We start from the raw sequence: 25,818 nt of genomic DNA, 5'->3' as shown, positions 1-25,818 counted from the left end.
CCCGGTTTGCGAAGAGCCGCAGTCGCGGCTCGACGGCGCGGCCCGCCGCGCGCGAAGGTGCCGTGCAGATGCGGCTGACAAGGGGCGATTCGCCAAACGATAGATGCCGCCCAAACCGCTATTCCCGAATGTTTTCCCCGGTGACGGGGCGCCGCGCAAACGGCGGCTCGCGCTCGCGCTGCTGGCCGTGCCCGGCCTCGTGCCGGCCGTGTCGTACGCGCAGCTGTCGGGTGCGGCTGCGCAGCCGCAGCCGCTCGACTCGCCGTGGGATCTGCGTCTCGCGCCCCAGCTCGAGGATCATCCGCTGAAGGACGGCGCGAAGCCGGCCGCCTTCGTGATCGCCGACCATACGAGCGGCACCGCCGAGCAGGACCTCGCCGCGAAGGGTTCGGCCGAGCTGCGGCGCGGCGACGCCGTCGTGAAGGCCGACGCGATCCACTACGATCAGGATACCGACATGGCCGATGCGTACGGCCAGGTCAAGGTGGTCAATGGCGGTACGTCGTTCGCGGGCCCCGAGGCGCACCTGAAGATCGAGGCGAGCCAGGGCTTCATGACCGCGCCGAAGTATCACTTCAACGTGACGGGCGGGTCGGGCAGCGCGGAGCGCGTCGACATGGTCGACAACGAGCGCTCGGTGTTCGTCAACGGCACGTATACGGCGTGCCAGTGCTCGACGAACCCCGCGTGGTACATCAAGGGCAGCCGCTTCGATTTCGATACGGGCGCCGACGAGGGCACCGCGCGCAACGGCGTGCTGTTCTTCCAGGGCGTGCCGATCTTCGCGAGCCCGTGGATGACGTTCCCGCTGTCGGGCGAGCGGCGCAGCGGCCTGCTGCCGCCGACGTTCTCGATGAACTCGAACAACGGCTTCGAGCTGTCGCTGCCGTACTACTTCAACATCGCGCCGAACCGCGACCTCACGCTCACGCCGCGCATCATCTCGCGGCGCGGCGTGATGGCCGAAGCGACGTTCCGTTACCTGTCGCCGTCGTATTCGGGCACGTTTACGGCCAATTACCTGCCGGATGACCGGCTCGCGCACCGCAACCGCTACGCGATCTACTGGCAGCACCAGCAGAATTTCGGCGGCGGCTTCGGCGGCTACGTCTACTTCAACAAGGTCTCGGACAACACGTATCCCGAAGACCTCGGGTCGGCGAACCAGTTCATCAACGGCACGCAGACGCTGTACCAGCAGGAAGCCGGCCTCACGTACAACAACGGCCCGTGGTCGGTGCTCGCGCGCTACCAGCACTGGCAGACGCTGCCGCCGTCGATCGCGCCGTACAGCCGCGAGCCGCAGTTGAACGTGAAGTACACGAAGTACAACGTCGGCGGCTTCGACTTCGGCGCGGAAGCCGACTATTCGCGGTTTCGCATCACGACCGCCGATGCGACCCAGGGCGACCGGATCGTCTTCAACCCGTACATCTCGTACGGCGTGTACGGCCCCGGCTACTTCGCCGTGCCGAAGGTCCAGTACCACTTCGCGTCGTACGACCTGAACTACCTGTCGTCGACCACGCCGAACAGCCCGAAGCGTTTCACCGAGTCGATCCCGACCGTGAGCTTCGATTCGGGCCTGATCTTCGATCGTTCGGTGCGCCTGTTCGGCCAGGACTTCATCCAGACCCTCGAGCCGCGCCTGTACTACGTGTACACGCCGTATCGCGACCAGTCCAACGCGCCGCTGTTCGACACCGCGGAATCGGACTTCGGCCTCGCGGAGATCTACCAGCCGAACACGTACGTCGGTAACGACCGGATCGCCGATGCGAACCGGATCACGGCCGGCCTGACGTCGCGCTTCATCGATCCGCGCACCGGCGACGAGCGCGCGCGCTTCGTGATCGCGCAGCAGTACTACTTCGCCGATCAGCGCGTCACGCTGAACCCCGGGCAGAGCGCCGTGCTGGCGCGTCACTCGGACCTGATCGTCGGCGCCGCGCTGAAGCTCGGCTCGGGCTTCATGTCGGAAACGGCGTTCCAGTACAACCAGAACAACAACCAGCTCGTGAAGTCGAGCGTCGGTTTCGGCTACAGCCCGGGCGAGCGCCGCGTGATCAACGTCGGCTACCGCTATACGCGCGCGAACACCACGCTCGACAACCAGCCGATCAACCAGTTCCTGGTGTCCGCGCAATGGCCGCTCACGCGCCGCCTGTATGCGATCGGCCGTTTCAACTACGACCTCGCCGGAGATCGCGTGGTCGACGGTCTGGTCGGCTTACAATACGACGCGGATTGCTGGGCGCTCGGAGTCGGGGTGCAGCGGGCCGCGAACGGCATCAATTCGTCGGGACAGCAGAACTCGTCGACGCGATTCATGATGCAACTGACGCTCAAGGGCTTGTCGACCGTCGACAACGGCCTCGTGTCCGCATTCCGCGCCGGGGTGCCGGGCTACACGCCGTTGCCGCCGCCGCCGCCGCCGATGTCCCGCTTCAGCAACTACGAGTAACGCCGGCATGTCTGCACCGGTCAGCACGATTTCAATGGAGTTTCAGTGGCAATGAAGAAAACCCTTCGTTTCGCGGCAGTCGTGTCCAGCCTCGCCGCGTCCGCCGCGCTGCTCGCCGCCGCGCCGGCCGCGGCGCAGGCGCTCGGTTCGCAAGGTGCGCAGCTCGCCGACGAAGTCGTCGCGGTCGTCAACAACGACGTGATCACGGGCCGCGAACTCGACCAGCGCGTGGGCCTGATCGCACGCCGGCTGCAGCAGCAGAACGCGCCGGTGCCGCCGGCCGACCAGTTGCGCGCGCAGGTGCTGAACCAGATGGTGCTCGAACGTATCCAGGTGCAGAAGGCCAAGGACGACGGGATCCGCATCGACGATGCGACCGTGCAGGCCACGCTGCAGCGCCTCGCGCAGGCGAACGGGATGACGCTCGACCAGTACCGCGCGCGTCTCGAGGCGCAAGGCGTGCCCTGGAGCATCTTCACGAACGACGCGCGCACCGAGCTGATGCTGTCGAAGCTGCGCGAGCGCGAGGTCGACGGCAAGATCACGGTGTCGGACGCCGAGGTCGCGAACTACATTGCGAGCCAGCGCGGGCCGAACGCGTCGCAGCAGCAGGACCTGCGCTTCCAGCACATCTTCATCAAGGCGCCCACCAACGCGCCGCAGGCCGATATCGAAGCCGCGCAGAAGAAGGCCGAAGCGCTGCTGCAGCAGGCGAAGTCGGGCGCCGATTTCGAGCGGCTCGCAAAGAACAACTCCGAAGCGAACGACGCGAAGAAGGGCGGCGATCTCGGCTTCAAGGCGCCGAGCGCGCTGCCGGCCGAGGTCGTCGACGCCGCGTCGAAGCTGCGCCCGGGCCAGGTCAACCCGACGCTGATCCGCGTGCCGGACGGCTTCGAGATCGTGCGTCTCGTCGACCGCCGCCAGAGCCAGGGCGCGAGCGCCGCGGCGCCGAAGATCGTCCAGACGCACGTGCGCCACATCCTGCTGCGCGTCGGCGAAGGCAAGTCGGAAGGCCAGGCGCGTCAGCAACTGGTCGACATCCGCAACCAGGTCGAGGCCGGCGGCGATTTCGCGAAGTTCGCGCGCACCTACTCGCAGGACGGTTCGGCCTCGCAGGGCGGCGATCTCGGCTGGATCAGCCCGGGCGAGACCGTGCCGGAATTCGAGCGCGCGATGAACAACCTGCAGGACGGCCAGATCAGCCAGCCGATTCGTACCGAATACGGCTACCACCTGATCCAGGTGCTGAACCGCCGCGAGGCGGAAGGGTCGGTGCAGCAGCAGATGGACATCGCCCGTCAGGCGATCGGCCAGCGCAAGGCCGAACAGGCGTATGCCGACTGGCTGCGCGAACTGCGCGATTCGTCGTACGTGCAGTACAAGATCGGCGGCGTCGGCCCGGCGAACTGAGCGAGCATCGGATGACCACGCCCGCGCTGCAGATCGCGATCACGACCGGCGAACCCGCGGGGGTCGGCCCGGAGCTGACCGTGCAGGCGCTGCGTGACGCCGCGCAGCGCTGGCCCGACGCGCATTTCACCGTGCTCGGCGATGCGGCGCTGCTCGACGCGCGGGCGGCGGCGGTCGGCGCTGGCCCGGCCGCGCTGGCCGCATTGGCCGGCAGCACGCAGGTGTCGGTCGCGCATCATGCGCTGGCCGTGCCCGCGCAGGCGGGCAAGCTCGACGCGGCGAACGGCCGCTACGTGCTCGGGCTGCTCGACGCGGCGATCGACGGCGCGCTGGCGGGCCGGTACGACGCGATCGTCACCGCGCCGCTGCAGAAGAGCACGATCAACGATGCGGGCGTGCCATTCACCGGGCATACCGAATACCTGGCCGAACGCACGCATACGCCGCGCGTCGTGATGATGCTGGCGGGCACCGGCGACCGGCCGTTGCGCGTCGCGCTCGCGACCACGCACCTGCCGCTGAAGGACGTATCGGCCGCGCTGACGATCGACGGGCTCGTCGAGACGCTCGCGATCATCGATCGCGACCTGCGGCGCGACTTCGGTCTTGCCGCGCCGCGCATCCTCGTGACGGGCCTGAACCCGCACGCGGGCGAGAACGGTTATCTCGGCCGCGAGGAGATCGACGTGATTTCGCCGGCGCTGGCCCGCGCGAACGCGCAGCGCATCGACGCGCGCGGCCCGTATCCGGCCGACACGCTGTTCCAGCCGCGCCATCTGGCCGACGCCGATTGCGTGCTCGCGATGTTCCATGACCAGGGCCTGCCCGTGCTGAAGTACGCGACGTTCGGCGAGGGCATCAACGTGACGCTCGGGCTGCCGATCATCCGTACGTCGGTCGATCACGGCACCGCGCTCGATCTGGCCGGCACGGGCCGCGCGGATCCGGGCAGCATGATCGCCGCGCTCGACACGGCCGTCACGATGGCGCGCCATCGCCGCGCAGCCTGACGCTGCCGGTTTTACCCCATTCGTCGTATTTTTCGTTTTACTGAGTCGATGTCGAACAGCAGACAGCACCAAGGCCATTTCGCGCGCAAGCGCTTCGGGCAGAACTTCCTCGTCGATCACGGCGTGATCGACTCGATCGTCGCGACGATCGGCCCCGCGCGCGGCCAGCGGATGGTCGAGATCGGCCCCGGGCTCGGCGCGCTGACCGGGCCGCTGATCGAGCGTCTCGCGACGCCCGAGTCGCCGCTGCACGCGGTCGAGCTCGACCGCGACCTGATCGGGCGCCTGCAGCAACGCTTCGGCGCGCTGCTGGAGCTGCACGCGGGCGACGCGCTCGCGTTCGACTTCCGTTCGCTCGCGTCGCCTGGCGACAAGCCGTCGCTCCGGATCGTCGGCAACCTGCCGTACAACATTTCCAGCCCGCTGCTGTTTCATCTGATGACGTTCGCCGATGCGGTCATCGACCAGCATTTCATGCTGCAGAACGAAGTCGTCGAGCGGATGGTCGCGGAGCCGGGCACGAAGGCGTTTTCGCGATTGTCGGTGATGCTGCAGTACCGCTACGTGATGGAAAAGATGCTTGACGTGCCGCCGGAATCGTTCCAGCCGCCGCCGAAGGTCGATTCGGCGATCGTCCGGATGATTCCGTACGAGCCGCACGAACTGCCGGACGTCGACCCGGTGCTGCTCGGCGAAATCGTCACGGCCGCGTTCTCGCAGCGCCGCAAGATGCTGCGCAATACGCTCGGCGATTACCGCGAGACCATCGATTTCGATGCGCTCGGCTTCGATCTCGCGCGCCGTGCGGAGGACGTGAGCGTGGCCGAATACGTCGGCGTCGCACAGGTGCTTGCGGCGCGGCGCAAGGCCGGATGACGCGCGTGGCGCGAGCCGTCGACCGTATCGAAGAGGCTGCCTGACCGGCAGCTTTTTTATTGCCCGCGCGTCTTGCGCCGGTCGTCACGTCCGCCGGCGCGGCGGCGCGTTGACGAGCGCGATGCCGGTCAGCACCAGCGCGGCCGCGGACATGAAGCGCCAGCCGACCGTTTCGCCGAGCAGCAGCACGCCGAACGCGACGCCGAACAGCGGCGACAGGAACGTGAACACGGACAGCCGGGACGCGCTGTAGCGCGTCAGCAGCCAGAACCACGACAGGTAGCTGACGAACGCGACGATCACCGACTGGTACGCGAGACTCGCCAGCGCGATCGGCGTGACCCGCACGAACGACACCTGGCCGAACAGCGCGGCGAGCGCGACCAGTACGACCGCCGATACCGCGAGCTGGTAGAACAGCGTCTTGCTCGCGCTGGCCCGCGCGAGCGCCGTCGAGCGTACGACCACCGTCGTCGCGGCCCACATCGCACCGCCGAGGATCCCGAGCGCGTCGCCGGCGAGCCCGGCCAGCACGGATGCGCCGGGCGCGCGCGGCTTCAGGAAACCGTCCGCGAACGCGAGCGCGATGCCGGCGAATGCGAGGCCGACGCCGGCCCATTGCGTGCGCTGCAGCCGCTCGCCCGGTGCGAACAGGTGCAGGCCGAGCGCGGTGAAGCAGGGCGCCGTGTACAGAAAGATCGCCATGTGCGACGCGCTCGTGAGCGTCAGCCCGAAGAACACGCAGACGAATTCGCCGGCGAACAGCGCACCGGCCGCGAGCCCCGCGCCGAATGTGCCGTCCGCCTGAAACAGCGGCGTGCCGCGCGTGCGGGCCCAGCCCCAGAGCAGCATCGCGGCGATCACCGAGCGTAGCCCGGCCTGGAACATCGGCGCGATCGCGGCGTTCGTGCTCTTGATCGCGACCTGCTGGAAGCCCCAGATCGCGCACAGCAGCAGCATCAGGCCGACGGCGCGCGTGTCGAGCGCGCGGCGCACGGGGGCGGCGGCAAGCGCGGTCATCGGCGAACCTCGCGGGTGCGGTACGGCGACGACGAGGTCAGGCGGGCGGCGCGTCCGGCGCGCTCGGATCGGCGGTTTCGCACGGCAGTGGGACGTAGGGAAGAGTGGGTGGTCGCGGTCGGGCGGCGGCATGCATGCCCGCTTTTGGTGCGAAGTAGAAGGATGTTACCCGATCGGCGTGGGGGCCGGGCGAGCCGGGTCGTGCCGTTTTCCGCCGCGGCGCTCGTGCTCGCGAGGGGCCAACCGATGCGCCGCATCGGCCACGCATTGGCTCGGCGCGCCCGGCTAAGCGCCCCAGCCAGGCGCCCCAACTAGGCGCTCCGGCGCCGCCAGCGAAATACACCCGACTCCGGTAGAATTTCCGGCTCTGGAAAGTCCCCACAGGAGTACAACACATGCGTTTGCTGCATACGATGCTGCGAGTCGGCGATCTCGACCGCTCGATCAAGTTCTACACCGAGTTGCTCGGCATGAAGCTGCTGCGCCGCGAGGATTATCCGGAAGGCAAGTTCACGCTCGCGTTCGTCGGCTACGAAGACGAGAGCACGGGCACCGTGATCGAGCTGACTCACAACTGGGAGACGCCGTCCTACGATCTCGGCAACGGCTTCGGCCATCTGGCGGTGGCGGTCGACGATGCATACGCGGCCTGCGAGAAGATCAAGGCGCAAGGCGGCAAGGTCACGCGCGAGGCGGGCCCGATGAAGCACGGCACGACCGTGATCGCGTTCGTCGAGGATCCGGACGGCTACAAGATCGAGTTCATCCAGAAGAAGTAAGCGGCGGATGAACCGGGCTGCGGCGTGCGACGTGCGCCGCAGCAGCGAAACAGGGCGGTGCGGGGTAACCCGCACCGCCCTGTTTCGTTGGCGGCCAAGCCGCGCGTGTCAGAGCGACGGCAGCAGTTCGGGCGGGTGATGCTTGAGCGTGTGCCGCGCTTCGCGGAACTCGGGGAAGATCGATTCGACGGTCTGCCAGAAGGCCGGGCTGTGGTTCATCTCGCGCAGGTGCGACAGCTCGTGCGCGACGACGTAGTCGATGATCGACATCGGAAAATGGATCAGCCGCCAGTTCAGGCGGATCTTGCCGTCGCTCGAGCAACTGCCCCAACGCGTCGCGGCCGACGACAGCGCGTACATCGAATACGTGACGCCGAGCTTTTCCGCGTAGACCACGAGGCGTTCACCGAAGATGCGTTTCGCTTCGCCTTGCAGCCAGCCCTGCACGCGATCCTTGATCTGCTGCATGTCGGCCTGCACGGGCAGCGGCAGCGACAGACGCAGCGCATCGGCATCGAAGGCGACGGCGCCCGCGCCGAGCGCGATCGTCACCGTCTTGCCGAGATACGGCAGTTGCGCGCCGTCGCGCCAGTCGATCTGCGGCAGCGCGCGCTGCTCGGTGCGCGTCTTCCACTCCGCGAGCTTCGCGAAGATCCAGCGTTGTTTCTCGGCGATCGCCGCTTCGATGTCGGCGAGCGTGACCCAGCGCGGCGCGGTGATCGACAGCCCGCTGCCGTCGATCGTGAAGCCGATCGTGCGGCGCGCCGAGCGCTTCAGCCGGTATTCGAGCACGCGGCTGTCGAGCGCGAACGTGCGCACGCGTGAGCGATCGGGTGCCGGGCCCGGATCGAGCGGCGCGGCGGGGGCGGCTTCGGGCGGCGCCGGCGGCGCGGCAGGCGCCGACGGCGCCGCGGCCGGCCCGTCGAAGAGCGGCAGATCCATCTGGCGATGATCGAGGGCCACGACGGCAGGCCGTGGCCGCGGACGCTGTTTCATCAGTTCGCTTCTTTTTGTCGTACGCAACGGCTGCAATCCGGGGCTTCAGGCGCGCGCGGCATCGCGGGTGCCGGCGTTGCCCGCCTGACGATATGCATCGGGATCGATGCGGCGCATTTCCGCTTCGATCCATGCTTCGACCTGCGAGTTCAATGCGTCGGGCGTCAGCCCTTCGCTGGGGATCGGCTTGCCGATCGACACCGTGACGACGCCCGGGAATTTCGTGAACGAGTTGCGCGGCCACACACGACCTGCATTGTGCGCGATCGGCACGACCGGCGTGCCGGTTTCGATCGCGAAACGCGCGCCGCCCGTCTTGTACTTGCCCTGCTTGCCGACCGGCGTGCGCGTGCCTTCGGGGAACATGATCATCCATGCGCCTTCCGACAGGCGCTTCTTGCCCTGGCGGATCACGGAGGTGAACGCGTTCTTGCCTTCCTTGCGGTTGATGTTGACCATGTGCAGCAGCCCGAGCGCCCAGCCGAAGAACGGCACGTACAGCAGCTCGCGCTTGAACACGTAGCAGAGCGGCTTGGGCATCAGCGCCGGAAACGCGAGCGTCTCCCACGCGGACTGGTGCTTCGACAGCAGCACGGCCGGGCCGTCGGGCAGGTTCTCCATCCCTTCGATCCGATAGTGGATGCCGTTCAGCCAGCGCACGACCCACAGCGTCGACTTGCACCAGCCGGCCGCCATCCAGTAGCGCGCGTCGGGGCGCATGAACGGAAACGCGATGAAGCACGCGGTGGCGTACGGCACCGTGTACAGGATGAAGTAGATCAGCAGCAGCAGGGAGCGGACGAAGCGCATCGGCGTGAGTCTGGCGTTGGGGAGGATGCGCGCGGCAGCCGCATCACTCGTGTTCGTGTGAAAGAAAATCGAGCGCAAACGCGCGCAGGTCGTCGTGGACTTTCGTGCCGTCCGGCAGATTGCCCGCGGCGAGCGTCTTCTTGCCCTTGCCGGTCAGTACGAGGTGCGGCTGGAAGCCGACCGCGACGCCGGCCTGCAGGTCGCGCAGCGAATCGCCGACGGCCGGCGTGTGGCCGGGATCGATCTCGAAGCGCTCGGCGATCATCTGCATCATGCCGGGTTTCGGCTTGCGGCAGTCGCAGTGATCCTCGGCCGTGTGCGGGCAGAAGAACACCGCGTCGATGCGCGCGCCGACCGCGGCCGCCGCGCGATGCATTTTCAGGTGCATCGCGTTGAGCGCGGCCATGTCGAACAGCCCGCGACCGATGCCGGACTGGTTGGTCGCGACGACCACGCGGTAGCCCGCGTGGTTGAGCCGGGCAATCGCCTCGAAGCTGCCGGGCAGCGCGATCCATTCGTCGGGCGTCTTGATGAACGCGTCCGAATCGACGTTGATCACGCCGTCCCGGTCGAGGACGACGAGCTTTCGGTTGGGGCTGATCGGCATCGTGCGGCCCTTATGCGGCGAGCTTCGAGATGTCGGCGACGCAGTTCATCTGCTGGTGCAGCGCGGACAGCAGCGCGAGACGGTTCGCGCGCAGTGCCGGATCGTCCGCGTTGACCATCACGTCGTTGAAGAACGTGTCGACCGGCGCGCGCAGCGCGGCGAGCGCCGACAGCGCGCCCGTGTACGCACGCGCCTCGAGCTGCGACTGCACGTGCGGCGTGACGGCCGCGAGCTGTTCGTGCAGCGCCTTCTCGGCGGCCTCGACGAGCAGCGTCGGCTGCACCGCGCCGTTCGCGCCGCCTTCCGACTTCTTCAGGATGTTCGAGATCCGCTTGTTCGCGGCCGCGAGCGCTTCGGCTTCCGCGAGGTGCGTGAATTCGCGCACCGCGTCGAGGCGCGCGACGAGATCGTCGATGCGCGTCGGGTTCAGGCTCAGCACTGCGTCGATTTCGCCGGCCGAATAGCCGCGCTCGCGCAGCAGGCCGCGCAGGCGATCCATGAAGAACGCGAAGATGGCGTCGGTCGATTCGGCGACGCCCGGCACGCCGTCGAAGCGTGCATGGGCCGTGCGCAGCAGCGCCACGAGATCGAGCGGCAGCTGCTTCTCGAGCAGCAGGCGCAGCACGCCGAGCGCGTGGCGGCGCAGCGCGAACGGATCCTTCTCGCCGGTCGGCGCGAGGCCGATGCCCCAGATGCCGACGATCGTTTCGAGCTTGTCGGCGAGCGCGACGGCGGTCGACACCGGCGTGGTCGGCAGTGCGTCGCCGGAGAAGCGCGGCTGGTAGTGCTCGGCGCAGGCGAGCGCGACGTCGTCGGCTTCGCCGTCGTGGCGCGCGTAGTACGTGCCCATCGTGCCCTGCAGTTCCGGGAACTCGCCGACCATGTCGGTCAGCAGGTCGGCCTTCGCGAGACGCGCGGCGCGCTTCGCATGGATGGTGTCGGCGCCGATCGCCGGGGCGATCTCGCCGGCCAGCGCCTCGAGGCGTTCGACGCGTGCGAGCGCCGAACCGAGCTTGTTGTGATAGACGACGTTCGCGAGCTGCGGCACGCGCTCGGCGAGCGGCTTCTTCTTGTCCTGCTCGAAGAAGAACTTCGCATCGGCGAGGCGCGGGCGCACGACGCGCTCGTTGCCTTCGATGATCTCGCCCGGCGTCTTCGTCTCGATGTTCGAGACGATCAGGAAGCGCGAGCGCAGCTTGCCGCCGACGTCGGTCAGCGCGAAATACTTCTGGTTCGTCTGCATCGTGAGGATCAGGCATTCCTGCGGCACCTGCAGGAATTCGTCCTCGAAACGGCACGGATAGACGACCGGCCATTCGACCAGCGACGTCACTTCGTCGAGCAGCGATTCGGGCATCACGACCGTGTCGCCGTTCGCGTGCTCGTTCAGCTGCGTGCGGATCGTTTCGCGGCGATCGGCGAAATGCGCGATCACGCGGCCCTTGTCGCGCAGCGTGTCGGCGTACGCGTGCGCATGCTGGATCGCGACGAGGCCGTCGGACAGGAAGCGGTGGCCGAGCGTGGTGTCGCCGGCGTCGACGCCGAACGCGGTGACGGGCACGACGCGGTCGTCGTGCAGCACCGTCAGACGATGCACCGGGCGCACGAACTTCACGTCCGAGCCGTCCGGGCGCTGGTACGTCATGAATTTCGGGATCGGCAGCTTCGCGAGCGCTTCGTCGAGCGCGGCCTGCAGGCCGTCGGCGAGCGTGGCGCCGGCCGCCGAATAGTTGATGAAGAACGCTTCGGCCTTGCCGTCCTGCGCGCGCTCGAGATCGGCGATCGACGCGTTCGGGTGGCCGAGCGCCGCGAGCTTCTTCGCGAGCGGGGCGGCCGGCTTGCCTTCGGCGTCGAGCGCGACCGACACGGGCAGGACCTTTTCGCGGACCTGGCGATCGGGCGCGACGGCGCGCACGTTCTGCACGACGACCGCGAGGCGGCGCGGCGTGGCGTAGCGTTCGAACACGAGTTCGCCTTCGACGAGGTCGCGCGCCGCGAGGCGTTGCGCGAGACCTTCGGCGAATGCGTCGCCGAGGCGCGCGAGGGCCTTCGGCGGCAGCTCTTCGGTCAGCAGTTCGACGAGCAGGGGGGCGGGATGATTATGCGTCATGGTTGGAATGAATCTCGTCTCGTCAGTCCTGATCGATCTTGCGTTCGACCTTGAGCGGCGGCGCCCATGCCGGCTGCGCGGCGTCCTGGGCGTCGGTGGTGAGGCCCGGCACGCCCGGCGGGTTGCCGAGCATCGGGAAGCCGAGCTTCTCGCGCGAGTCGTAGTAAGCCTGCGCGACGAGACGCGACAGCGCGCGGATACGGCCGATGTACGCTGCCCGCTCGGTGACCGAGATCGCGCCGCGCGCGTCGAGCAGGTTGAACGTGTGGCCGGCCTTCAGCACGAGTTCGTACGCGGGCAGCGCGAGCTGCGCGTCGATCATCTTCTTCGCTTCCGCCTCGTAGCTGTTGAAGAACGTGAACAGCAGGTCGACGTTCGCGTGCTCGAAGTTGTAGGTCGACTGCTCGACCTCGTTCTGGTGGTACACGTCGCCATACGACAGGCGGCGCAGCTCGGGGCCGTTCGGGCCTTGCTCTTCCCACTCGGTCCACACGAGGTCGTACACGTTCTCGACCTTCTGCAGGTACATCGCGAGGCGTTCGAGGCCATACGTGATCTCGCCGAGCACTGGCTTGCATTCGAGACCGCCGACTTCCTGGAAATACGTGAACTGCGTGACTTCCATGCCGTTCAGCCACACTTCCCAGCCGAGCCCCCACGCGCCGAGCGTCGGGTTCTCCCAGTCGTCCTCGACGAAGCGCACGTCGTTCTGCTTCAGGTCGAAGCCGAGCGCTGCGAGCGAGCCGAGGTACAGGTCGAGGATGTTTTCCGGCGCCGGCTTGAGCACGACCTGGTACTGGTAGTAGTGCTGCAGGCGGTTCGGATTCTCGCCGTAGCGGCCGTCCTTCGGGCGGCGCGACGGTTGCACGTACGCGGCGCGCCACGGCTCGGGGCCGACCGCGCGCAGGAACGTGTGGACGTGCGACGTGCCCGCGCCGACTTCCATGTCGATGGGCTGGAGCAAGGCGCAACCCTGCTTGTCCCAGTAGGACTGCAGCGTCAGGATGATTTGCTGAAACGTAAGCATGAAGAGCCTTCGTGGCGCTGGCGCTCCGTTGCGGACGGCGCTCCGGGCGGGCCCGGAGGGTCGGCTCGCGCGGCGGCGCGGCTTGTTAGTGTGCTGAAACGCGTAATTTTACCGGATCGGCGACCGGATGCGGCCGGAAGGCGGATGCAGGCATTGCCGCACCGGTCCGGCGGCCCGCGCATACGGGCTCGGGCGCCCATGTCACGGCGCTTCGCGCGGGCGTTAAGATGCGCGTATTGCGGTGCGCGTCGTGCGTGCCGCGTCACTGCTTGCCGATGCCGATTGCATGGACGAACCGACCGACATTCTGATTCCGCTGCTTCCGCCGTTCCTCGCACTGCTCGGGCGCGCCGCCGACGCGCAGGCGCGCGGCGAGCGCTCCGCGCACGAGCTGTGGCTCGCCGCCGCCGCCCATCTGCATGCGGTCGATGCGGCGGCGATCGCGCAGTTCACGGCCACGCTGGTTGCCCGACAGCGCATGGCCGACGCGGTTGCGCTCGCCGAATGCGCGGCGCGTGCGCAGCCGGGCGCGGACGCGTACTTCAACCACGGCTACGCGCTGCAGATGGCCGGCCGCCACGCGGATGCCGTCGCACCGTACCGCGCGGCGCTGGCGCTCGATGCCGGCTGGCCGTCGCTGCGCAACAACCTCGCGATCGCGCTGCGGCTGTCGGGCGGTGACCGCGCGGACGAGATCGCGCTGCTCGATGCGGCCGTGAAGCACGATCCGCACGACGTGCAGGCGTGGATCAATCTCGTCGTCGCGCGAATCGCGGCGCAGGATCTGGACGGTGCGCTCGCGTGCGCCGCGCGGCTCGCCGACCTCGCGCCCGACAACGCGCTGGCGATGAACAACGTCGCGATGGCGATGAAGGAGGCGCAGCGCTGGGACGATGCCGAGCGCCATGCGACGCGCGCGTGCGAGCTGGCGCCCGACGATGCGTCGTACCGCTTCAATCTCGCGATCATCCAGCTCGTGCGCGGCAACCACGCGGCCGGCTGGCGCGGCCACGAGGCGCGCTGGGACGGCGCGGGCGAGTTGCGAGGCCGCCGGCCGGCGCTGCCGGGCCCGCGCTGGCAGGGCGAGCCGCTCGCCGGCAAGACGCTGCTGGTGTGGGGCGAGCAGGGGCTCGGCGACGTGCTGCAGTTCTGCCGCTTCGTCGCGCCGCTCGCCGAACGCGTGCATCGCGAGGGCGGCCGGCTCGCGTGGAATACGTTTCCGGCGCTCGGCACGCTGATGCAGCGCAGCCTCGGCGCGCACGCGGACACGTTCGGCGCGGGCGGCGGCGTCGACGCGCTGCCGGCATTCGATTACGAAGTGCCGCTGATCGGCCTGCCGCTGATGCTCGGCATGGAGGCATCGACGCTCGCCGCATCGGTGCCGTATCTGCGGGCCGAGCCGGGCGCACGCGACGCATGGCGCGCGCGGCTCGCGGGCGACGGCCGGCTGAAGGTCGGCCTCGTGTGGACGGGCAGTGCGGGCCATCAGCGCAATCCGTTCCGGCGCGTCGGGCTCGAGCGCTATGCCGACGCGTTTCGCGACATCGAGGGCGTCACGTTCCATTCGCTGCAGCCGGGGGCGGACGCGGATGTCGCCGCCGCGCGCGCGGCAGGTTTCGCGATCGAGGACTACACGGCCGAACTGAAGAGCTTCGACGATACGGCGGCGTTCATCGGCGCGCTGGATCTCGTGATCACCGTGTGCACGTCGGTCGCGCACCTGGCCGGCGCGCTCGGCGCGCGCACCTGGGTGCTGCTCGACGTGAATCCGCACTGGCCGTGGCTGCTCGATCGCCGGGACAGCCCGTGGTATCCGACCGCGACGTTGTACCGGCAGCCGACGTTCGGCGCGTGGGGGCCGGTAATGGAGGAAGTGAGCCGCGACCTGCGGCGGGTCGCCGCGCGGCAGGAACCGTCGAATCAATCGAATCAATCGGACCAGTCGACCCGGCAGGCCTGAACGGCCGGTTCGCGGTCACGGGCCGCCGCGCGGCCGGCCCGTTGCGTCATTGCGCTTCGTCGCCGCCGTGCCGCCGGCCGTTGCGTCGGCGCAGCCCGGGCCCGAACGTGAAGCCGAACGCGAGCAGCACGAACGACACCGCGAGCACGATGTTGTTGCCGCTCGTCACGTACGGCGTGAAGCCGCTCGTGCCTTCGATCCGCACGTCGAGCGAGCCGATCGTGAACGGCTTCAGCTGGCCGAGCACGCGACCGTGCGCGTCGATCGCGGCCGTCATCCCCGTGTTGGTCGAGCGCAGCATCGGCCGGCCCGTTTCGAGCGAGCGCATCCGCGCGATCTGCAGATGCTGGTCGAGCGCGATCGTGTCGCCGAACCACGCGAGATTCGTCACGTTGACGAGCACGCCGGGCGGCTGCGGGTTGTCGCGGATCGTCGCGGCGATTTCCTCGCCGAACAAGTCCTCGTAGCAGATGTCGGCCATGACCGGCTGGTTGTGCACGAGGAACGGTTTCTGCACGGGCGCGCCGCGCGCGAAGTCGCCGAGCGGCATCTTCATCAGATTGACGAACCACCGGAAGCCCCACGGAATGAATTCGCCGAAGGGCACGAGGTGATGCTTGTCGTAGTGATAGATGTCGCGCGAGTTCGGCGTCACGCCGTACAGGCTGTTCGTGTAATCGACGTAGCGGCCGTCTTCCGTCACCGACGCACCGACCGCGCCGAACAGCACGGCCGAACCGGTCGTGTCGCTGAACTTGCGGATCGCGACGGCGAACGGTTCGGGCAGTTCCTGGATCATCACCGCGATCGCGGTCTCGGGCGTGACGATCAGGTCGGCCGGCTTCTCGACGATCATCTGCTGGTACATCTTGATCGCCGCGTCGATGCCTTCCTGCTCGAACTTGATGTCCTGCTTCACGTTGCCCTGCAGCAGCCGCACGGTGAGCGGCGCGTTCGCGGGCACGGTCCACGTGATTTGCGACAGCCCGAGGCCGGCCGCGACGAGCGCGACGGCGATGACTGCCGGCGCGGCGATGCGCACGCGGGCGTTGCCGTTCGATGAGCCGTCGCCGCCGTCACGCGCCGGCGACGGGCGGGCGGCGGCGAGCGCCTGCACGACCAGTGCGGCGAACAGCGCGAGCACCCACGCGATCCCGTACACGCCGACCACCGGCGCAAAGCCCGCGAACGGGCCATCGACCTGCGGGTAGCCGCTGCCGAGCCAGGGAAAGCCGGTGAACACGGTGCCGCGCAGCCATTCGCCGAGCGCCCACGCGCTCGCGAACGCGAATGCGCCGTGCCAGGTCGGCGAGAACGGCCGCGGGTCGGGCTCGCGGCGATGCCACGCATGGCCCGCGCAGAACGACCACAGCCCGGCCGAGAGCGCGGGGTACAGCGATAGATACAGCGAGAACAGCACGAGCGCGCCGCCGGCGAGCGGCGCGGCCATCTCGCCGTACACGTGCATGCTGATGTAGAGCCACCACACGCCGCTGATGAAGTTGCCGAAGCCGAACGCGCCGCCGGTGAGCGCGGCGCCGCGCCAGCTCGACGTGCGCGTCAGCTGCGCGAAAAACCAGACGAATACGATGAGCTGCAGCCAGCCGCCATGCGGCGTGGGCGCGAAGGCGAGCGTGTTGGCCGCGCCGGCGAGCAGCGCGGCCGGATAGTGCCAGCGCGGCAGTGCGCGGCCGGGCGTCGGCGCAAGAAGGCCGCCAGCCGGGCGGGACGGGATCGGATCGTCCATGTGAAGCGGAAGAGGGGCGAGCGGTTGAAGGAGGCGCGGCTGGCGCGCAACGGTCAGTCTTCGTGCGAGGTTTCGGCGCGACGGCTGGCGAGCGGGTTGCGGCGCACCAGCAGCACGTGAACCTGGCGCGCATCGCCGCGCTGGATCTCGAACACGAGATTGCCGAGCTGCAGCTTCTCGCCGCGGTGCGGCACGCGTCCGAAATGATGGGTGATGAGCCCGCCGATCGTGTCGACTTCGTCGTCGGGGAAATCGGTGCCGAACACCTCGTTGAACTGCTCGATCTCGGTGAGCGCGCGCACGCGGTAGCGGCCGTCCGGCCCCGCGATGATGTTGCCGGCTTCCTCGTCGAAGTCGTATTCGTCCTCGATGTCGCCGACGATCTGTTCGAGCACGTCCTCGATCGTGATCAGACCCGCGACGCCGCCGTATTCGTCGACGACGATCGCCAGATGGTTGCGGTTCACGCGGAAGTCGTGCAGCAGCACGTTCAGCCGCTTCGATTCCGGAATGAACACGGCCGGGCGCAGCATCCCGCGCACGTCGAACTCTTCCTCGGCATAGAAGCGCAGCAGATCCTTCGCGAGCAGCACGCCGATCACGTTGTCGCGGTTCTCTTCGTACACCGGGTAGCGCGAGTGCGCTTTTTCGAGGACGAACGGGATGAAATCCTCGGGCTTGTCGGCGATGTTGATCGCGTCCATTTGCGCGCGCGGCACCATGATGTCTCGCGCGCACAGATCGGATACCTGGAACACGCCTTCGATCATCGACAGCGAATCGGCGTCGATCAGGTTGCGTTCGTGGGCGTCCTGGAGGATTTCCAGCAATTCGCCGCGGGATTCGGGCTCGGGCGAGATGAAGTCGGTCAGGCGCTCGAGCAGCGAGCGCTTTTCTTGCGGTTTGTCGGTTGGCTTACGACTGGGATACGAATCGTTCATGGTGGTGCGCCCGGGTCATGCCGGGGCGCGCGGTCACGGAGTAGGCAAGGATACACCAAGGGCACGACGCGGCCGTGTCACCCGGCCGCACGGCCAGGATGGGCGGCACGCGTGGGCCCCGCTCGCGGGCGGCCGCGCCGGGCGCGACGTCGTCCTCGGGTCCATCCTATCGCAGAAAGAGCCGGCGGGGCGCGATGGCCAAAAAACGGTGGCGGAAAGGGCTGCGGGAAGGGCGGCGCGCCCCGACGCGGGAAACGGCCGACGACGGCGGCATTCTGCCGCAGGCGGGCGCCGCCGGTGCGCGGCTCAGAACCGCATGCCGGCCGAGCAGCCGCCGGCGGCCGCGCCGTTGGTCGCGGCGCCGCCGCAGCCGAGTATCCCGCAGCCGGACAGCGCGACGCTCGCGGCGACGAGCAGCGCGGCGACTCTGCAGCGGGACCAGCGTGACGGTTTCATCGGCAGTCTCCTCGTGCGGATGCGCGGGCGGCGCTGTGTCGCATGGCGGCAGGCCGGGCGTCGTGTCGGATCACCGGCATCGCGCGAGCAACCCTTCCAGCGCGCGGTCGGGGATGCCGCTCGCGCGCAGCGCGTCGACCGTGCGGCTCACGTAGTCGAGCGTCGTGCCGTAGCGGCCGGCCGCGCAGCCGAACACTTCCTTCACGACGGGGTCGGTCAGCTTGCCCGTATAGGTCGGTGCGTCGCGGCGCATCACGAACGCGAGCGCGTTCACGCGTTCGCCGGTCTCGAGCGAGCACGGCAGCCACGCGGGCCGGTACGAGCCCATCGGCATCTCGCGTTTCCACAATGTCTCGAGATGCGGCTGCGCGGTCGGGCCGGAGAGCCGGAACGCGATGCCCGCGCACGAGCCGCCGCGATCGAGCGCGAGCACGAGGCCCGGCCGTTCGGGGGTGCCGCGGTTCACGCGCGACCACAGGTAGAGCCCGCGGTGATAGCCGTGCACCTTGCCGCGCACGGCGGCGACGGTCGGCAGCCCGGGGTTCCAGATCAGCGAGCCATAGCCGAACAGCCAGAGATCCTGCCGGCCGTCCCAGTCGCGCATCGTATGCGCGAGCGACGCCGCGAGCTCGTCCTCCGTCAGCAGACGGCCTTCGCCGATCGACGGCGGGTAGGCGGGCGGCAGCATCGCGGCGTTACGCATCGGGGGAAGGCTTACTGATACGGGTTCGGGAAACCCAGTTTCGCGAGGATGTCGACTTCGAGCGCTTCCATTTCGGCCGCGTCCTCGTCGCTCGTCTCGTGGTCGTAGCCCTGCGCGTGCAGCGCGCCGTGCACCAGCAGGTGCGCGTAATGCGCCATGAGCGGCTTGCCCTGGTCGTGCGCCTCCTTCTCGACCACCGGGCAGCACAGCACGAGGTCGCCGATCACGGTGCCGTCGGGCGCCGCGTCGTACGCGAAGGTCAGCACGTTGGTCGGATAGTCCTTGTGGCGGTAGCCGGCGTTCAGCGTACGGCCTTCGTTTTCGCCGACGAAGCGCACGGTGAGCTGCGCGCTCGCGAACAGCGCCGGCTCGATCCATTCGGCGATCAGCTTGCGCTTGGGCAGCGTCTTGCGCACGTCGCTCGTGATCTCGTCGCCGTACTGCACGGACAGCTCGAATTCCAGCGCGCGCGGCTCGTCTTCCGGATCGTCCTCGCGCGGCGCGAATTCGGCGCCGACGTGCAGCGTCACGCTGTCGTAGTGCTCGGGCTGCAGCGCGAGCTTCGCACGCATCGCCGGATCGTTGTGCTGCGCGACGATCGCGACAGCCGCGTCGCCCGAGCTGCCCGACAGGTCGAACATCAGGCTGCGGCCGTCCGGGAAGTCGATTCGCAGCCCTTGTGCGTTGACGGTCCGGGCCTTGCCCTTCGCGTCGAACAGCGAAAGGCGGGGAGATTCCGACGCGGCGGACGGGGCGCGGCCGGATTTGCGGGAACGGGAGGATTTCATGACGCGTGCGGCGATTGGGACGCGTTGAGGATACACCAAACGACCGATCGCGCCCGAATTCGCCCGGGCGAAAAAAAGCCCGGCGCGCCGTCTGGCGGGCCGGGCCGGCAGGTCGGGGCAGCGCGCCGCCGCTCAGCCGTCCTGATGCTGCGCGTGGAATTCGTCGTACGCCTCGACGATGCGCGCGACGAGCGGATGGCGCACCACGTCCGCGCTCGTGAAGCGCGTGAGCGCGATGCCGCGCACGCCGCCGAGCACCTGTTGCGCCTCGACGAGGCCGCTCTTGTGGCCGCGCGGCAGGTCGACCTGGCTCGTGTCGCCCGTGACGACCGCCTTCGAGCCGAAGCCGATCCGCGTGAGGAACATCTTCATCTGCTCGGGCGTCGTGTTCTGCGCCTCGTCGAGGATGATGAACGCGTGGTTCAGCGTGCGGCCGCGCATGTACGCGAGCGGTGCGATCTCGATCATCTGGCGCTCGAACATCTTGGCCGTCTTGTCGAAGCCGAGCAGGTCGTACAGCGCGTCGTACAGCGGCCGCAGGTACGGGTCGACCTTCTGCGCGAGATCGCCCGGCAGGAAGCCGAGCCGCTCGCCGGCCTCGACGGCCGGACGCGTCAGCACGATCCGCTTGACCTGGTCGCGCTCGAGCGCGTCGACCGCGCACGCGACCGCGAGATAGGTCTTGCCGGTGCCGGCCGGCCCGATGCCGAACGTCACGTCGTGCGACAGGATCTGCTTCAGGTATTCGCGCTGCGCGGGCGTGCGGCCGCGCAGGTCGGCGCGCCGCGTGTAGAGCTTCGGCGCGGCTTCCTCGAGCGCTTCGTCGTCGAGCGGCCCGGCGGGTTCGTCGAACGGATGGTCGGGGTCGCCGCGAAAGCGCACGTCGAGCGGTTCCTGGCGGCCGTTGCCGGCCGTGTGGCGCACTTCGACCAGCGCGAGCTGGATGTCGTCGACCGACAGCGGATCGCGCGCGCGGTTGTAGAAATTTTCGAGCGCGGCGAGCGCGAGCTTGGCGCCGCGCCCGCGGATCGTGATCCGGTGGCCGCGCCGCGCGAGCGTGACGTCGAGCGCCTGTTCGATCTGCCGCAGGTTTTCGTCGAGCGGGCCGCAGAGGTTGGCGAGGCGCGCGTTGTCGTCGCGCGGGGCGGTGAATTCCAGTGCTTGGACGGTCTTCAAAGTAGCGTCGGGCTCCTGTCGGGCGTCAGTCGGTCAGTGGGTGGCCGCGCTCGCGTCGTCGCTGACGAGCACGAGCTCGCCGCGCAGCGAGTGCGGGTACGCATGGTTGATCTTCACGTCGATCATCTGGCCGATCAGGCGCGGGTGCGACGCGAGCGGCGCCGGGAAATTCACGACCCGGTTGTTCTCGGTGCGGCCCGCGAGTTCGTTCGGGTCCTTGCGCGACGGGCCCTCGACGAGGATCCGCTCGACCTTCCCGACCATCGACTGGCTGATGCGCGCGACGTTCTCCTCGATCGTCGCCTGCAGATGTTGCAGGCGTTTGAGCTTCACTTCGCGCGGCGTGTCGTCGGCGAGGTTCGCGGCCGGCGTGCCGGGGCGCGGGCTGTAGATGAACGAGAAGCTGGTGTCGTAGCTCATGTCGTGCACGAGCGCCATCATCTTGTCGAAATCCTCCTCGGTCTCGCCGGGGAAGCCGACGATCATGTCGGTCGACAGCGACAGGTCGGGGCGGATCGCGCGCAGCTTGCGGATCACCGACTTGTATTCGAGCACCGTGTAGCCGCGCTTCATCGCCATCAGGATGCGGTCGGAGCCGTGCTGGACCGGCAAGTGCAGGTGGTTCACGAGCTTCGGCACCTTCGCGTAGGTATCGATCAGGCGCTGCGTGAATTCCTTCGGATGCGACGTCGTGTAGCGGATCCGCTCGATGCCGGGGATGTCGGCGACGTATTCGATCAGCGTCGCGAAATCGGCGATGTCGGTCGAACCGGCCGTCAGCGCGCCGCGGTAGGCGTTGACGTTCTGGCCGAGCAGCGTGACTTCGCGCACGCCCTGGTCGGCGAGGCCGGCCACTTCGGTCAGCACGTCGTCGAGCGGGCGCGACACTTCATCGCCGCGCGTGTACGGCACCACGCAGTAGCTGCAGTACTTCGAGCAGCCTTCCATGATCGACACGAACGCGCTCGGCCCCTCGACGCGCGCGGGCGGCAGGTGGTCGAACTTCTCGATTTCAGGGAACGTGATGTCGACCTGCGCGCGGCCGCTCGCGCGGCGCGCGTCGATCATCTGCGGCAGGCGGTGCAGGGTTTGCGGGCCGAACACGAGGTCGACGTACGGTGCGCGCGACACGATCGACGCGCCTTCCTGGCTCGCGACGCAGCCGCCGACGCCGATCAGGAGGCCCGGCTTCGCTTCCTTCAGCTCGCGTACCCGGCCGAGATCGGAGAACACCTTCTCCTGCGCCTTCTCGCGCACCGAGCACGTGTTGAACAGGATGATGTCCGCGTCTTCCGGCGTGTCGGTCTTTTCGAGGCCTTCGGCCGCATTGAGCACGTCCACCATCTTGTCCGAGTCGTACTCGTTCATCTGGCAGCCGAAGGTCTTTACGTAAACTTTCTTGGTCATGGGGATTCGCCGTTCGCAGTGGTTGACCTGGGGGCGTCGTCAAGGGTGAGTCGGGACGGCCGTGCGCGGCACGCGAATCGCGCGCAGCGGGCAGGAAAGGCCGTCGGGAAAGCCGTCCATTATAGCTTTTCACGCCACGGCGGACGGGCGGCCGGTTGCGGGCGCGCGACGCCGGCTCGCGGGTTCCGACCCCTCTATGACGGGAGGGCGGCCGTCATTGGCACGCGTTCAGCAAGTCGTTGAGCGCCGCTTCCTCGCGCGCGAAGCGTTCGACAAGAAAATCGAGCAGCACGCGCACGCGCGGCGCCATGTAGCGCTTGCCGTGATAGATCGCGTGCAGCGGCGCATCCTGGTGCCGCCAGTCGGGCAGCAGCACGCGCAGCCGGCCCGCGCGGACGTCGTCGGCGATATCCCACAGCGACTTCAGCGCAATGCCGTGGCCGCGCAGCGTCCATTCGCGCGTGAGGCCGCCGTCGTTGGTCTCGAACGCGGTCGACACGGGTACCGTATGGATCTGCACTTCGTCGCCGCGCGTGAAGTGCCAGACGTTCATCGGGCCGGACGCGATCGTGATCACGTTGCACGGAAAGCGGGCCAGATCGTGCGGATCGGCCGGCACGCCATGGCGCTCGACGAACGACGGCGCCGCGCACAGCACGCGCCGGTTGGTCGCGAGGCGGCGGGCAATCAGCGCGCCGTCGGGCGGCGCGGCGAAGCGGATCGCGAGATCGATCTCGTCCTGCCAAAGGTTCGACGACGAATCGGACGCCGTCAGCGAGAACGTGACGCCCGGATGAAGCGTCGTGAATGCGTCGAGCCAGTCGAGCAGCTGGTTGCGGCCGAAATCGGACGTCGACGACAGCCGCACCTTGCCGCTCACGACGTTGCGGCCCTCCTGCAGCATCGCATCCGCGTCGTCGAGTGCCTGCAGTGCCTGGCGGCAGCAGTTCAGGTACAGCTTGCCTTCGTCGGTGAGCCGCAATTGCCGCGTCGAGCGTTCGAACAGGCGCGTCGCGATCTTCGCCTCGAGCTTCGCGAGCCGTGCGCTCGCGGCGGCCGGCGTGAGGTTCAGCTTGCGCCCGGCGGCGGACAGGCTGCCCAGCTCGGCCGCCTCGACGAACAGCCGGATGTCGCCCAGTCGGTCCATGCGATTTTCCAGAAATATTTGAAAATGGTTCAAATGCCACGCCAATTATCAAATATAGGCGTCTTCGGGACAATGCGCGCACATCCCGCTTCTTGTGCGGTGCGGCACCGACCCGGCGCCGCGGCCGCCGCCTTCCGGAGAACGTCATGCCCCTTCCGTTACTGGCGCTCGCGATCAGCGCCTTCGCCATCGGCACCACCGAATTCATCATCATGGGCCTGTTGCCCGAAGTCGCGCACGACCTGGCCGTGTCGCTGCCGTCGGCTGGTCTCCTCGTCACCGGCTACGCGCTGGGCGTCGCGGTCGGCGCGCCGCTGCTCGCGGTGCTGACGAGCCGCATGCCGCGCAAGGCCGCGCTGCAGTTGCTGATGGCGATCTTCATCGTCGGCAACGTGCTGTGCGCGATCGCGTCCGGCTACGCGATGCTGATGGTCGCGCGCGTGGTCACGTCGTTCGCGCACGGTTCGTTCTTCGGCATCGGCGCGGTGGTCGCCGCGTCGCTCGTGCCGGCCGACAAGCGCGCGAGCGCGATCGCGCTGATGTTCACGGGGCTCACGCTGTCGAATGTGCTCGGCGTGCCGTTCGGCACGTTCGTCGGCCAGTTGCTCGGCTGGCGCGCGTCGTTCTGGATCGTCGCCGCGCTCGGCGTGCTCGCGCTCGGCGGCGTGGCCGCGCTGGTGCCGAACCGCCACGACAGCGGGCCGGTCGGCCTCGGCCACGAAGTGCGCGTGCTGAAGGAGCCGCAGGTGTGGCTCGCGCTGCTGATGACCGTGCTCGGCTTCGGCGGCGTGTTCGTCGTGTTCACCTACGTCGCGCCGATTCTCGAGACCGTGTCGGGTTATTCGCCGCGCGCGGTCGCGCTGATCCTCGTGCTGTTCGGCGCGGGGCTGACGATCGGCAATACGATCGGCGGCAAGCTCGCCGACCGCGCGCTGATGCCGTCGCTGATCGCGATCCTCGTCGCGCTGATGGCCGTGATGGCCGTGTTCGCGAAGACGAGCCACCTGCCGGTCGCGGCCGCCGTCACCGTATTCGTCTGGGGGATCGCCGCGTTCGCGACGGTGCCGCCGCTGCAGGCGCGCGTGGTCGAGAAGGCCGCGAGCGCGCCGCATCTCGCGTCGACGCTGAACATCGGCGCGTTCAACGTCGGCAATGCGGGCGGTGCGTGGCTCGGCGGCGTCGCGCTGGAGCACGGCTTCGCGCTCGATGCGCTGCCGTGGGTCGCGGTCGCGGTGACGTTCGCGGCGCTCGTCGTCACGGGGTTCGCGATGCGGCTCGATGCGCGCGGCCCGGCGCGCGGCGCGGCGCGGGCGGCGCAGTGAGCGTCGCCGCGGCGCTTGCCGCGGGCGACGCCATGGCGGCAGGAAAAGGTTCGCGAGAAACGCATTCCTCCGCGATGCTGATAACGGTGTGAAGATAACTTCGTTTGCCCGTGCAGGGGCGGGTGATAGCGTCTCGATACGCGCCATGACCGGCGCAACCCGATTCCGATTCCGGCTTACCCCCTACGCAGGGCCGCGCGGCGGCCCGGAGGCAATGCTATGTCTTCATCCCTGGCGCTCGTGCGCGACGTGTCTTCCTTCGAGTCCGGCAATGCCGCCGACCTGCGCGCGTCCGCGTCGCTCGACGCGCTCGAGCAGGTCGTCGGCGTGAACCTCGCGCGCTTGCGCGCCGAGCGGCAACTGTCGCTCGATGCGCTCGCGCGGCTGTCCGGCGTGTCGCGCGCGATGCTCGCGCAGATCGAATCGGCGCGCAGCGTGCCGTCGATCAAGGTGCTCTGCAAGATCGCGGCGGCGCTGAAGGTGTCGGTCGCCGCGTTCCTGCGGCGCCATGCGGTGAACGGTTTCGAGCACCTGGCGGCCGAGCGCGCGTCGCGCGTCGTCAGCTCGAACGGCCGCTTCTCGGCACGTGCGCTGTACCCGGAAGGCGAGCCGGCCGCGGCCGAATTCCACGAGCTGCGGATCGCGCCGCTGCATACCGAACCCGGCGCGCGCCGCGCACCCGGCACGACGGTCAACCTCGTCGTCAGCGAAGGCACGCTCGAAGTCAGCGTGCACGACCGCCGCCAGTTGCTCGCGACCGGCGACGCGATCGTGTTCGATGCCGACCAGCCGTACAGCCTGCGCAACCCGGGCGACAGCGAGGCGCGTGCGTTCCGCGTGACCGTGAGCCCCGAGGTGCCGCCGCGCTGGCTCGTGCCCGACGCGGCGCACGCGGCCGCCAACTGATCGCGCGGGCCGCGCGGCGCGACTGCGTTCCCCGACTTTCGCTGGACCGCGGGTCGGTCCGCCGGCCGTTTGGACGACGCCGTTAGACGGGGTCGTCAGTAAGGTTTTACCGGTAGTTCGCTGCGCGTCGCGCGCGGCTGTTGTATGCTTGGCCCG

Annotated in this window: 22 protein-coding genes; 8 read left to right on the top strand and 14 right to left on the bottom strand. The window is 68.6% G+C overall.

Features of this window, described 5'->3' with window-relative positions; translation table 11 throughout:
* The first annotated feature begins 103 nt into the window (after window positions 1-103).
* Genes CFB46_RS01615 through rsmA form a run of 4 tightly spaced genes read left to right on the top strand, consistent with a single transcriptional unit; the run spans window position 104 to window position 5,760 of the window.
* Entirely contained in the window at window positions 104-2,464 is a 2,361-nt protein-coding gene (locus CFB46_RS01615) for an LPS-assembly protein LptD (RefSeq protein WP_027785383.1), read from the top strand.
* 51 nt (window positions 2,465-2,515) lie between these two features.
* Window positions 2,516-3,874, top strand: a complete 1,359-nt coding sequence (locus tag CFB46_RS01610; RefSeq protein WP_027785382.1) for a peptidylprolyl isomerase — start codon at window positions 2,516-2,518, stop codon at window positions 3,872-3,874.
* An 11-nt stretch (window positions 3,875-3,885) separates the two neighbouring features.
* Window positions 3,886-4,884, top strand: coding sequence for a 4-hydroxythreonine-4-phosphate dehydrogenase PdxA (gene pdxA / locus CFB46_RS01605; RefSeq protein ID WP_027785381.1), 999 nt, complete (start codon window positions 3,886-3,888; stop codon window positions 4,882-4,884).
* A 48-nt stretch (window positions 4,885-4,932) separates the two neighbouring features.
* Window positions 4,933-5,760 carry a 16S rRNA (adenine(1518)-N(6)/adenine(1519)-N(6))-dimethyltransferase RsmA gene (rsmA, locus tag CFB46_RS01600; protein ID WP_027785380.1) on the top strand — a complete coding sequence of 276 codons (828 nt, stop codon included), beginning with the start codon at window positions 4,933-4,935 and terminating at the stop codon, window positions 5,758-5,760.
* An 84-nt stretch (window positions 5,761-5,844) separates the two neighbouring features.
* On the opposite strand, the gene CFB46_RS01595 is transcribed toward rsmA, so the two are convergent.
* On the bottom strand, window positions 5,845-6,780 hold the full coding sequence (locus tag CFB46_RS01595) for a DMT family transporter (protein ID WP_027785379.1): 936 nt from the start codon (window positions 6,778-6,780) through the stop codon (window positions 5,845-5,847).
* Window positions 6,781-7,175: 395 nt separating this feature from the next.
* Between CFB46_RS01595 and gloA the strand changes: the two genes are divergently transcribed.
* A complete protein-coding gene (gloA, locus tag CFB46_RS01590; RefSeq protein WP_006477863.1) occupies window positions 7,176-7,559 on the top strand; it encodes a lactoylglutathione lyase in 384 nt (127 codons plus the stop codon).
* 108 nt (window positions 7,560-7,667) lie between these two features.
* Here the strand turns inward: gloA and CFB46_RS01585 are convergent, their stop codons facing one another.
* Genes CFB46_RS01585 through glyQ form a run of 5 tightly spaced genes read right to left on the bottom strand, consistent with a single transcriptional unit; the run spans window position 7,668 to window position 13,109 of the window.
* On the bottom strand, window positions 7,668-8,555 hold the full coding sequence (locus CFB46_RS01585) for a M48 family metallopeptidase (protein WP_027785378.1): 888 nt from the start codon (window positions 8,553-8,555) through the stop codon (window positions 7,668-7,670).
* 45 nt (window positions 8,556-8,600) lie between these two features.
* Window positions 8,601-9,365 (bottom strand): lysophospholipid acyltransferase family protein, encoded by a 765-nt coding sequence (locus CFB46_RS01580; RefSeq protein ID WP_027785377.1) that lies wholly within the window; start codon window positions 9,363-9,365, stop codon window positions 8,601-8,603.
* A gap of 43 nt (window positions 9,366-9,408) precedes the next feature.
* Window positions 9,409-9,972 carry a D-glycero-beta-D-manno-heptose 1,7-bisphosphate 7-phosphatase gene (gene gmhB / locus CFB46_RS01575; protein WP_027785376.1) on the bottom strand — a complete coding sequence of 188 codons (564 nt, stop codon included), beginning with the start codon at window positions 9,970-9,972 and terminating at the stop codon, window positions 9,409-9,411.
* A 10-nt stretch (window positions 9,973-9,982) separates the two neighbouring features.
* Window positions 9,983-12,082: a glycine--tRNA ligase subunit beta gene (glyS, locus tag CFB46_RS01570; protein WP_089499156.1), complete on the bottom strand. Its 2,100-nt coding sequence runs from the start codon at window positions 12,080-12,082 to the stop codon at window positions 9,983-9,985.
* A 22-nt stretch (window positions 12,083-12,104) separates the two neighbouring features.
* Complete coding sequence (gene glyQ / locus CFB46_RS01565; protein ID WP_080681364.1) at window positions 12,105-13,109, bottom strand: glycine--tRNA ligase subunit alpha; 1,005 nt, start codon at window positions 13,107-13,109, stop codon at window positions 12,105-12,107.
* A 286-nt stretch (window positions 13,110-13,395) separates the two neighbouring features.
* Between glyQ and CFB46_RS01560 the strand changes: the two genes are divergently transcribed.
* Window positions 13,396-15,069 carry a hypothetical protein gene (locus tag CFB46_RS01560; protein WP_034185489.1) on the top strand — a complete coding sequence of 558 codons (1,674 nt, stop codon included), beginning with the start codon at window positions 13,396-13,398 and terminating at the stop codon, window positions 15,067-15,069.
* A 46-nt stretch (window positions 15,070-15,115) separates the two neighbouring features.
* On the opposite strand, the gene lnt is transcribed toward CFB46_RS01560, so the two are convergent.
* The 8 genes from lnt to CFB46_RS01525 all read right to left on the bottom strand — a co-directional run bounded on the left by lnt (window position 15,116) and on the right by CFB46_RS01525 (window position 23,434).
* A complete protein-coding gene (lnt, locus tag CFB46_RS01555; RefSeq protein ID WP_027785373.1) occupies window positions 15,116-16,816 on the bottom strand; it encodes an apolipoprotein N-acyltransferase in 1,701 nt (566 codons plus the stop codon).
* Between the two features lie 53 nt (window positions 16,817-16,869).
* Window positions 16,870-17,757, bottom strand: coding sequence for an HlyC/CorC family transporter (locus CFB46_RS01550; RefSeq protein ID WP_027785372.1), 888 nt, complete (start codon window positions 17,755-17,757; stop codon window positions 16,870-16,872).
* Window positions 17,758-18,063: 306 nt separating this feature from the next.
* Complete coding sequence (locus tag CFB46_RS35785) at window positions 18,064-18,213, bottom strand: hypothetical protein (RefSeq protein ID WP_167375372.1); 150 nt, start codon at window positions 18,211-18,213, stop codon at window positions 18,064-18,066.
* 70 nt (window positions 18,214-18,283) lie between these two features.
* Window positions 18,284-18,916 (bottom strand): gamma-glutamylcyclotransferase, encoded by a 633-nt coding sequence (locus CFB46_RS01545; RefSeq protein WP_027785371.1) that lies wholly within the window; start codon window positions 18,914-18,916, stop codon window positions 18,284-18,286.
* An 11-nt stretch (window positions 18,917-18,927) separates the two neighbouring features.
* Window positions 18,928-19,704: an rRNA maturation RNase YbeY gene (gene ybeY, locus CFB46_RS01540; protein ID WP_027785370.1), complete on the bottom strand. Its 777-nt coding sequence runs from the start codon at window positions 19,702-19,704 to the stop codon at window positions 18,928-18,930.
* Between the two features lie 132 nt (window positions 19,705-19,836).
* The gene (locus tag CFB46_RS01535; RefSeq protein ID WP_027785369.1) at window positions 19,837-20,880 is read right to left on the bottom strand and encodes a PhoH family protein; all 1,044 of its coding nucleotides are present in this window, start codon (window positions 20,878-20,880) and stop codon (window positions 19,837-19,839) included.
* Window positions 20,881-20,913: 33 nt separating this feature from the next.
* On the bottom strand, window positions 20,914-22,287 hold the full coding sequence (miaB, locus tag CFB46_RS01530) for a tRNA (N6-isopentenyl adenosine(37)-C2)-methylthiotransferase MiaB (protein ID WP_027785368.1): 1,374 nt from the start codon (window positions 22,285-22,287) through the stop codon (window positions 20,914-20,916).
* Window positions 22,288-22,501: 214 nt separating this feature from the next.
* Complete coding sequence (locus tag CFB46_RS01525) at window positions 22,502-23,434, bottom strand: LysR family transcriptional regulator (RefSeq protein ID WP_027785367.1); 933 nt, start codon at window positions 23,432-23,434, stop codon at window positions 22,502-22,504.
* 146 nt (window positions 23,435-23,580) lie between these two features.
* On the opposite strand from CFB46_RS01525, the gene CFB46_RS01520 reads away from it, so the two are divergent.
* Complete coding sequence (locus CFB46_RS01520; RefSeq protein WP_027785366.1) at window positions 23,581-24,756, top strand: MFS transporter; 1,176 nt, start codon at window positions 23,581-23,583, stop codon at window positions 24,754-24,756.
* A 219-nt stretch (window positions 24,757-24,975) separates the two neighbouring features.
* Window positions 24,976-25,662 (top strand): helix-turn-helix domain-containing protein, encoded by a 687-nt coding sequence (locus CFB46_RS01515; RefSeq protein WP_027785365.1) that lies wholly within the window; start codon window positions 24,976-24,978, stop codon window positions 25,660-25,662.
* Window positions 25,663-25,818: the final 156 nt, after the last annotated feature.

It is taken from the genome of Burkholderia sp. HI2761 (assembly GCF_002223355.1).
GTDB lineage: Bacteria > Pseudomonadota > Gammaproteobacteria > Burkholderiales > Burkholderiaceae > Burkholderia.
The sequence above is the reverse complement of the archived record's forward strand: the minus strand, read 5'-3'. Positions and strand labels throughout refer to the sequence as shown.

Bases quoted from the DNA above. Each gene is read 5' to 3' on its own strand.
- CFB46_RS35785 (WP_167375372.1), bottom strand. From the start codon at position 18,213: ATGAAACCGTCACGCTGGTCCCGCTGCAGAGTCGCCGCGCTGCTCGTC.
- pdxA (WP_027785381.1), top strand. From the start codon at position 3,886: ATGACCACGCCCGCGCTGCAGATCGCGATCACGACCGGCGAACCCGCG.
- rsmA (WP_027785380.1), top strand. From the start codon at position 4,933: ATGTCGAACAGCAGACAGCACCAAGGCCATTTCGCGCGCAAGCGCTTC.
- CFB46_RS01525 (WP_027785367.1), bottom strand. From the start codon at position 23,434: ATGGACCGACTGGGCGACATCCGGCTGTTCGTCGAGGCGGCCGAGCTG.
- miaB (WP_027785368.1), bottom strand. From the start codon at position 22,287: ATGACCAAGAAAGTTTACGTAAAGACCTTCGGCTGCCAGATGAACGAG.
- glyS (WP_089499156.1), bottom strand. From the start codon at position 12,082: ATGACGCATAATCATCCCGCCCCCCTGCTCGTCGAACTGCTGACCGAA.
- ybeY (WP_027785370.1), bottom strand. From the start codon at position 19,704: ATGAAATCCTCCCGTTCCCGCAAATCCGGCCGCGCCCCGTCCGCCGCG.
- CFB46_RS01585 (WP_027785378.1), bottom strand. From the start codon at position 8,555: ATGAAACAGCGTCCGCGGCCACGGCCTGCCGTCGTGGCCCTCGATCAT.
- CFB46_RS01560 (WP_034185489.1), top strand. From the start codon at position 13,396: ATGGACGAACCGACCGACATTCTGATTCCGCTGCTTCCGCCGTTCCTC.
- CFB46_RS01615 (WP_027785383.1), top strand. From the start codon at position 104: ATGCCGCCCAAACCGCTATTCCCGAATGTTTTCCCCGGTGACGGGGCG.
- CFB46_RS01610 (WP_027785382.1), top strand. From the start codon at position 2,516: ATGAAGAAAACCCTTCGTTTCGCGGCAGTCGTGTCCAGCCTCGCCGCG.
- CFB46_RS01515 (WP_027785365.1), top strand. From the start codon at position 24,976: ATGTCTTCATCCCTGGCGCTCGTGCGCGACGTGTCTTCCTTCGAGTCC.
- CFB46_RS01550 (WP_027785372.1), bottom strand. From the start codon at position 17,757: ATGAACGATTCGTATCCCAGTCGTAAGCCAACCGACAAACCGCAAGAA.
- CFB46_RS01520 (WP_027785366.1), top strand. From the start codon at position 23,581: ATGCCCCTTCCGTTACTGGCGCTCGCGATCAGCGCCTTCGCCATCGGC.
- lnt (WP_027785373.1), bottom strand. From the start codon at position 16,816: ATGGACGATCCGATCCCGTCCCGCCCGGCTGGCGGCCTTCTTGCGCCG.
- CFB46_RS01580 (WP_027785377.1), bottom strand. From the start codon at position 9,365: ATGCGCTTCGTCCGCTCCCTGCTGCTGCTGATCTACTTCATCCTGTAC.
- gloA (WP_006477863.1), top strand. From the start codon at position 7,176: ATGCGTTTGCTGCATACGATGCTGCGAGTCGGCGATCTCGACCGCTCG.
- CFB46_RS01595 (WP_027785379.1), bottom strand. From the start codon at position 6,780: ATGACCGCGCTTGCCGCCGCCCCCGTGCGCCGCGCGCTCGACACGCGC.
- gmhB (WP_027785376.1), bottom strand. From the start codon at position 9,972: ATGCCGATCAGCCCCAACCGAAAGCTCGTCGTCCTCGACCGGGACGGC.
- CFB46_RS01545 (WP_027785371.1), bottom strand. From the start codon at position 18,916: ATGCGTAACGCCGCGATGCTGCCGCCCGCCTACCCGCCGTCGATCGGC.
- glyQ (WP_080681364.1), bottom strand. From the start codon at position 13,109: ATGCTTACGTTTCAGCAAATCATCCTGACGCTGCAGTCCTACTGGGAC.